Source organism: Bacillus sp. NPDC057893 (assembly GCF_042796455.1).
Taxonomy (GTDB): Bacteria; Bacillota; Bacilli; order Bacillales; family Bacillaceae_G; genus Bacillus_A.
Window position 1 is genome coordinate 1,590,814 of sequence record NZ_JBHVNG010000001.1, and the last position, 6,208, is coordinate 1,597,021.

At 33.8% G+C, this 6,208-nt stretch carries 7 protein-coding genes and 3 pseudogenes; 9 read left to right on the top strand and 1 reads right to left on the bottom strand.

Annotated features, from left to right (window positions below; translation table 11 throughout):
• Window positions 1-3 precede the first annotated feature (3 nt).
• The 5 genes and pseudogenes from ACFVQC_RS08505 to ACFVQC_RS08525 all read left to right on the top strand — a co-directional run bounded on the left by ACFVQC_RS08505 (window position 4) and on the right by ACFVQC_RS08525 (window position 3,827).
• A complete protein-coding gene (locus ACFVQC_RS08505; RefSeq protein WP_377896242.1) occupies window positions 4-942 on the top strand; it encodes an alpha/beta hydrolase in 939 nt (312 codons plus the stop codon).
• A 740-nt stretch (window positions 943-1,682) separates the two neighbouring features.
• Window positions 1,683-2,104: pseudogene (locus tag ACFVQC_RS08510) on the top strand (IS6 family transposase).
• A 368-nt stretch (window positions 2,105-2,472) separates the two neighbouring features.
• Window positions 2,473-2,751, top strand: coding sequence for a hypothetical protein (locus ACFVQC_RS08515; protein WP_377898113.1), 279 nt, complete (start codon window positions 2,473-2,475; stop codon window positions 2,749-2,751).
• Between the two features lie 444 nt (window positions 2,752-3,195).
• The gene (locus ACFVQC_RS08520; protein ID WP_000486589.1) at window positions 3,196-3,420 is read left to right on the top strand and encodes a hypothetical protein; all 225 of its coding nucleotides are present in this window, start codon (window positions 3,196-3,198) and stop codon (window positions 3,418-3,420) included.
• Window positions 3,421-3,632: 212 nt separating this feature from the next.
• On the top strand, window positions 3,633-3,827 hold the full coding sequence (locus ACFVQC_RS08525; protein WP_377898115.1) for a hypothetical protein: 195 nt from the start codon (window positions 3,633-3,635) through the stop codon (window positions 3,825-3,827).
• A 229-nt stretch (window positions 3,828-4,056) separates the two neighbouring features.
• On the opposite strand, the pseudogene ACFVQC_RS08530 reads toward ACFVQC_RS08525, so the two are convergent.
• Window positions 4,057-4,281: pseudogene (locus ACFVQC_RS08530) on the bottom strand (IS4 family transposase); the annotation flags it as partial.
• Window positions 4,282-4,509: 228 nt separating this feature from the next.
• On the opposite strand from ACFVQC_RS08530, the gene ACFVQC_RS08535 reads away from it, so the two are divergent.
• The 4 genes and pseudogenes from ACFVQC_RS08535 to ACFVQC_RS08550 all read left to right on the top strand — a co-directional run.
• The gene (locus tag ACFVQC_RS08535) at window positions 4,510-4,707 is read left to right on the top strand and encodes a helix-turn-helix transcriptional regulator (RefSeq protein ID WP_377892982.1); all 198 of its coding nucleotides are present in this window, start codon (window positions 4,510-4,512) and stop codon (window positions 4,705-4,707) included.
• A 1-nt stretch (window position 4,708) separates the two neighbouring features.
• Window positions 4,709-5,182, top strand: a complete 474-nt coding sequence (locus tag ACFVQC_RS08540; protein ID WP_377898116.1) for a DUF6773 family protein — start codon at window positions 4,709-4,711, stop codon at window positions 5,180-5,182.
• Between the two features lie 463 nt (window positions 5,183-5,645).
• The gene (locus tag ACFVQC_RS08545) at window positions 5,646-5,780 is read left to right on the top strand and encodes a Spo0E family sporulation regulatory protein-aspartic acid phosphatase (protein WP_377898151.1); all 135 of its coding nucleotides are present in this window, start codon (window positions 5,646-5,648) and stop codon (window positions 5,778-5,780) included.
• A 121-nt stretch (window positions 5,781-5,901) separates the two neighbouring features.
• Window positions 5,902-6,208 (top strand): annotated as a pseudogene (locus ACFVQC_RS08550) (IS4 family transposase); the annotation flags it as partial.

Sequence of the window (6,208 nt, forward strand, 5' to 3'; positions counted from 1 at the left end):
TATATGAAAATTGACAGCCGAGTATTACCAGAATTAAAACAGGCTTTCTCACAATTTCCAGGTTTTCAATTAGAGGGGGATCTAGAGGCGAGTCGAAGTCTCTTGTCGAATCCACATTTGGAAAAATCAGAGCTTGTACACATGACCAAGCGAATGATTCCTGGCGCTGCTGGCGAGATGTTAGTTAAAATTTACGAACCCGTTGAGAACAATCTTGATAAACTTCCAGCTATGCTGTGGATTCACGGTGGCGGATACGTAATGGGACACCCCGATATGGACGATGTTTTGTGTGAACGCTTTGTTCAGAATGCTAAATGCGTTGTTGTGTCTGTCGATTATCGACTTGCTCCCGAACATCCTTATCCAGCGGCTATCGAAGATTGTTATGCAGGCTTGGTTTGGATGACAAATGAGGCAGACTCGCTGGGCATTGATGTGAATCGAGTTGCGATCGCCGGTGCAAGTGGAGGCGGTGGACTAACAGCAGCGCTTGCGTTAATGGCTCGGGATAAAGGAGGTCCATCTATTATATTCCAGATGCCGCTGTATCCGATGCTTGACAACCGCAACATAACACCATCAAGCTATGAGATTACAGAAGAACACGCAACATGGAATAGAGCAAACAATTTGACGGCTTGGAGTATGTACTTGGGCAAGGAGAAAGATTCCAACGAGCTATCTTCCTATGCCGTACCTTCGAGAGCAGAAAACTTAGCCGGGCTACCGCCAACTTATACATGTGTAGGTCAACTCGATTTATTTCGAGATGAAACCATTGAATATGTAACACGACTTGCACAAGCAGGAGTAGACGTTGAATTTCACCTCTACCCCGGCTGCTTCCATTGCTTTGAAGTATTTGTGCCTGAAGCCGTAGTAAGTCAGCGTGCCAGTCAGAATTATTTTGATGCGATGGCACGGGCACTTCATCCATAATTTATCTTAGCTCAGTCATCAGGGTGTTCAACTGAAGGCATGAGTGATAGCTCTAGGTTTATTCGATGAGCAAAGATTACAGGACGAAGTACAAATAGTGCTACCATATACTTTGAATTTTGCCCCTTACTCATTGATTAAAAAACAGTAAATACTTCAAAGTTTGAATAGCTAACCAAGGTTTCAAAATAGTGTGCCAGCAATTCAACCTTTTTACTGGGGTTACGATCATAAGCATAATCAACACTTTGGAGCGGATTTTTTCGTAAGGCGAGTTACTTTTTTAATCGTATTCGTACTAAACAGCAGCAGGAAACGGCGATAGACTGCATCCTTAGCTGGATATTCATTTCAAGCTCGAAAAAAATAGAATTAAGTTCTTTTGGTAGTTGATGATATTGGTTATTTTGATGTATCGTAGTTAAGGCACCTCTTCTGTGGTAGTGATTTCTAGGCAATCTCACTATACCAAAGAACGAGGTGTTTTTTCATTTTACTCAAGTTGTCAAGTACACAATTGATAGACTCTAAATTCAATATAGCTAAAGCTTCCCACTTATTTTATAGGTGCGAAAGTTGGTTCTGTTGCAAAGTTTTTTACAGATAGAAAGTTAGGATGGGGTATAGCTGAATTCTATACAATTGTGAGTAATTGCTGTAATTCATTGGGTTCTGGTGCAAAAAATCTCTTAAACTTGGACATACTGATATTACTACTCTATAAAAGGTGTGTGATCAGTATGGAAAAGGAGAATTTGTTTAAATGGAAGCATTATCAGTCTGAACTAATCTTATTAACAGTAAGGTGGTACCTACGGTACAATTTGAGCTTTCGTAACCTGGTGGAAATGATGGAGGAAAGAGGATTATCAATTGCTCACACAACGATTATGCGCTGGGTTCATCAATATGGACCTCAATTAGAAGGCATACAACTAAGACAAGTTAGATATCTCAATAATATAGTGGAACACAGGATCATCGTTTTATTAAGAAACGCGTGCGTTCTATGTTGGGGTTCAAGTCATTTAAAACAGCAACCTCTATATTGAGTGGTGTTGAAGCCATGCATATGATGAAAAAAGGACAACTTCACCGACAGGTGAAGTCTATCCAAAAAGAAGTTGAATTTGTACATAACTTGTTTGGAATTACATCATAATCTGGAATTGAACAGAATGTGTAGGCTCTATGTCTCTATTAAATGATTTTTGCACCAGAATCCCCCATAGCTCTCGAAGTCTACGGACTTAAAACGAGAAGATTCTTAGTCTTCTGCCAGTCACCGAATGTAAAGCGCGTAGCTAAGGATAGTTAAAAAATTATATGATGCGGTGGCTTGGAAAAGGTTGAGGATAGTCTTTACCTTGAAAGAAGGAACTTTACCATTTGTTTTTTTCATTTCTCTCTATTGGAGATGTGAACTATGGATGATAGTTTTATAAAACATATTTTTTGAATTATTTAATACAAATATATATAATTATATTAATACATAGATGTCAACTTATTAAAAATGGGGAAAGAAAAATGAAGATTAAATTTGATGTGGTTAAGGATGAAAATTTTGATTTTACTTTATTAGAAACGAGATTACTGAAAACTTTTAAAGAGGTGGATAGTGAAGCAATAATTGAAAAGATTGAAGATGAAATTTTTGAAAAAGATAATATGAAAACCCATTTAGCGGAGATTACTATTAATGTTACAGGAAAGAATATTGGATATAGATCAGTTTCAGCTAGTATATTTATTGTTCTAGAAAGTTTATCAATAAAGCTATTCAATATTAATATTAGTATACATTAAACATCCAAAACTGGTTCTTTTTCTTTGTTATATAGAAATTACACATTAAACCAGTGAACATTCTAATAAGACAAGCATATGATGGATCGTGGGACGAGTTATCATATGAGGTGAAACTTGGAGTGCCATACTTACTTGTTGAAGAGTACCTAATGGCGGGTACTCTTTTTATTGCACCTTTTGACAAGGACAAGAATATATTGAATTATGGGACAAGTTCTTCGTGTCACATTCAATACTCATAGGAAAACCCTTATCACACATTTTAGCATCTACTGACGTGGATGCTCTTTTTTATTGAACAAAATGGACATTTGAATAGATAATGCCTTTCTTAAAATAACCTTAATTAAAACATAGTTTTGATAATATATGGAAAATAAATGGTACAATTTTCTGGTATAACCTAAATAAAATTTATTTTAGAAAAGGGGTAGAAGGGAAATGTTCCAGAAGTTCAAGTTTTATTTAATGAGCATTTTAATTAGTTCAATGTTAGGCGGAATTATTATAGGTGCTAATTTCTTGGTCCATAACATATATAATTTAGTTGCAGGTAAAGAATATCATTTTAATATGTGGTCTTCTATTATTATATTTAGTGTTGTATTTATTTCGGGTTTCTCGTACGCGCTGAAGAAGGGGCCAGATATATTTGTTAATGATTAAACCAATAGCAATTATCGTAGGCGCTGCCGTGATCTGGGTGGCGTCTTGTTTGTTGTTAAGGGATGATAATTGGTGAAATAGACTTGCAATTTGAAGAGTAAATACGAATATTATTATTCTAAAATGCAAAATATAGACTAGTAAACAAGCTGTTTTTGTTTTTTAGCATAGAATATGATGAATCCTAGAGTTGAGAGGAGGTAATCATATTTATGGGATGTAATTGTAATTTCAGACATTGCAGAGATTGTAATAGATTTTGGGATGATTTAATGTTTTGCAGACGCAGAAATAGAGATTGTGATGACCGACGTTGTAGACGTGACCGTGACTGCGATTGTGATGAATGTCGTCGCAGACGTAATCATGATCGTGACTGTGATCGCGATAATCGTCGAGATTGGTAAAGTCCTTTGAATGAGTGCGTTTCTTTACAGCGCTCTTTTTTTTGTTTATGGGTTTTCTAAATTAATACTTATTAAATAAGAAGAATGTAGTTGCAATTCGATTTAAGGTCTAACAAAACAAACGAACACAACTAACGAAAATAAAGGTTTACGCATTAGCTAGGAGGCCAATGCGTAAATAAGTGTATGAGCATGTCCACATACCTTATGGAATGGTAGCCTAGCTCTTTACTTCTGTTGATGCTTCTAAACAGATACATAACTGAGTTAAAGAGGTTTTAGCGACATTTTGGTTCATCCATACACATAAAGCGACTAAATCTTTTGCTTGGTATTTACTGGTTCGTTGCACAAAACCAACATCTCTAGCAAGAGTTTGTAAGATATTTGGGGATAAAAAGCTTTGAATTTCTTGAGCAAATAATTGTAATTCATCAGATACAGAAATAGACATACAAAAACGCCATCCTTTCCTATGATTCTACAGAAAGCATAGCGTATTTTTATATTTGTGAGATAGTTTTAGAGACAAAAATAATAGAAATGGAAAAAAAGAAAGGACAAACGCAATCTATATACGTCTTAATGCAAAATATATATTTCGTTAATATTGATTATAATTTAATATATAGAATATAAGATGGAAAGTATAAAGATTATCTTTACAAACGGGGTGTATTTAATGTCAGTAAGCAAAATAAAAATTGCAAGAACAGAAAAGGGGCTAACTCAACAAGAATTAGCTGTGCTTGTAAATGTTACTCGACAAACCATTGGTCTTATTGAACTTAATAAATATAATCCATCTTTAAAGCTTTGCATTGATATAGCTAAATCACTCGATAAAACTTTAGATGAATTATTTTGGGAGGGAAAATAGAATGGAAAAACTAAAAAATTTGTTTTCACTCAGTACACATTCAGATGAAAGAATTCAGCAAATTGAAATGAAAATTTGGGCCCAATCTGGAATTGTGGTTTTATTGCTAGCCTTCATAGATTTAATAATAAGGGGCGTATACTTACAAAGACCGTTTCTAGAATGGGCTACAGCTCTTGGTATAATTATCTGTTATATGGTATTCTTCTTTATTAGATCCATTTTAGCTGGTGTTTACGAACCAGAAATCGATAACAAAGAAAAATTAAAACAAACATTAAAAGATAAATTATCTTATACCCTTATTTTATCTTTTACTGGTGTAGCCTACACTACATATAATAATCAATTACCTCAAGACATTGTTGGATGGATGTTAGTATGTTTAAAGTTCATTTTACTTGTTACTATCTTGTTTGGTATTCAATATTTTCTTACTAAATTAGTATGGAATAAATCCAATAAAATTCAATAAGTATAGAAAAAAAGCTTATCTTTTAGCACTTAATGATAAGTTTTTTTATTGTTTTCTCCATCTCTTTTTCGTTTTAGGGGGTATTTTGTTTTGATAGCTTGATAGCTTGATAGCGATGTGGCGGGACCCCGTTTATAACTATGTGTTAGTTCTATCCTAGTATTAGGCTCAAAACGTATAAAAAGACACTACTTAAAGTGTCTTTTTATACGTTGACATGTTATTTAAGAAAATGTAGTGATTAATCAGATGCTTCTCGATTAATATTAGTATAACATCAATATAGAAGATTTTAAATGCAATTATACATATATCTTGATTTTTATATATTTATTAGTCTGCTCTAAAACTCAATTACTAAAATTTTCGGTTACCTTATTTTTGTATTTATACTATAATTTAACCGATAAATAGTATTAAAGGAGCTTTTAAAGATATGGAGATGGCAAATTGACATAAACTAATTGAAGAAAAGAAACAAGAACTAATTAAACTTGTAGAGAAGTATGGTTTTACTCATAAGCAAGTTTTGTATTTAAGTCAAGACATTGATATATTAATTAATAATTTTATATATATACACAATAAATGTGAATGAAATTACAGTTTATATAGGGGTCTCACCACATCGCTATCAAGCTAACAAAATAAAATCCCCCCTAAAATGAAAAAATACGCTATTCTTTCTGTAGAATCATAGGAAAGGATGGCGTTTTTGTATGTCTATTTCTGTATCTGATGAATTACAACTATTTGCTCAAGAAATTCAAAACTTCTTATCTCCAAATTTCTTAAGAGATCTTGCTAGAAATGTTGGTTTTGTGCAAAGAACCAGTAAGTACCAAGCAAAAGATTTAGTCGCTTTATGTGTATGGATTAGTCAAAAAGTCGCTAAAACCTCTTTAACTCATTTATGTAGCTGTTTAGAAGCATCAACGATTTAATGCCACAGCCGTGCAATTCCTACAACAAGTGTTAGCCGAACTTCTCAAACAAAAGTTATCTTCAACTAAGATGCTCACTTCT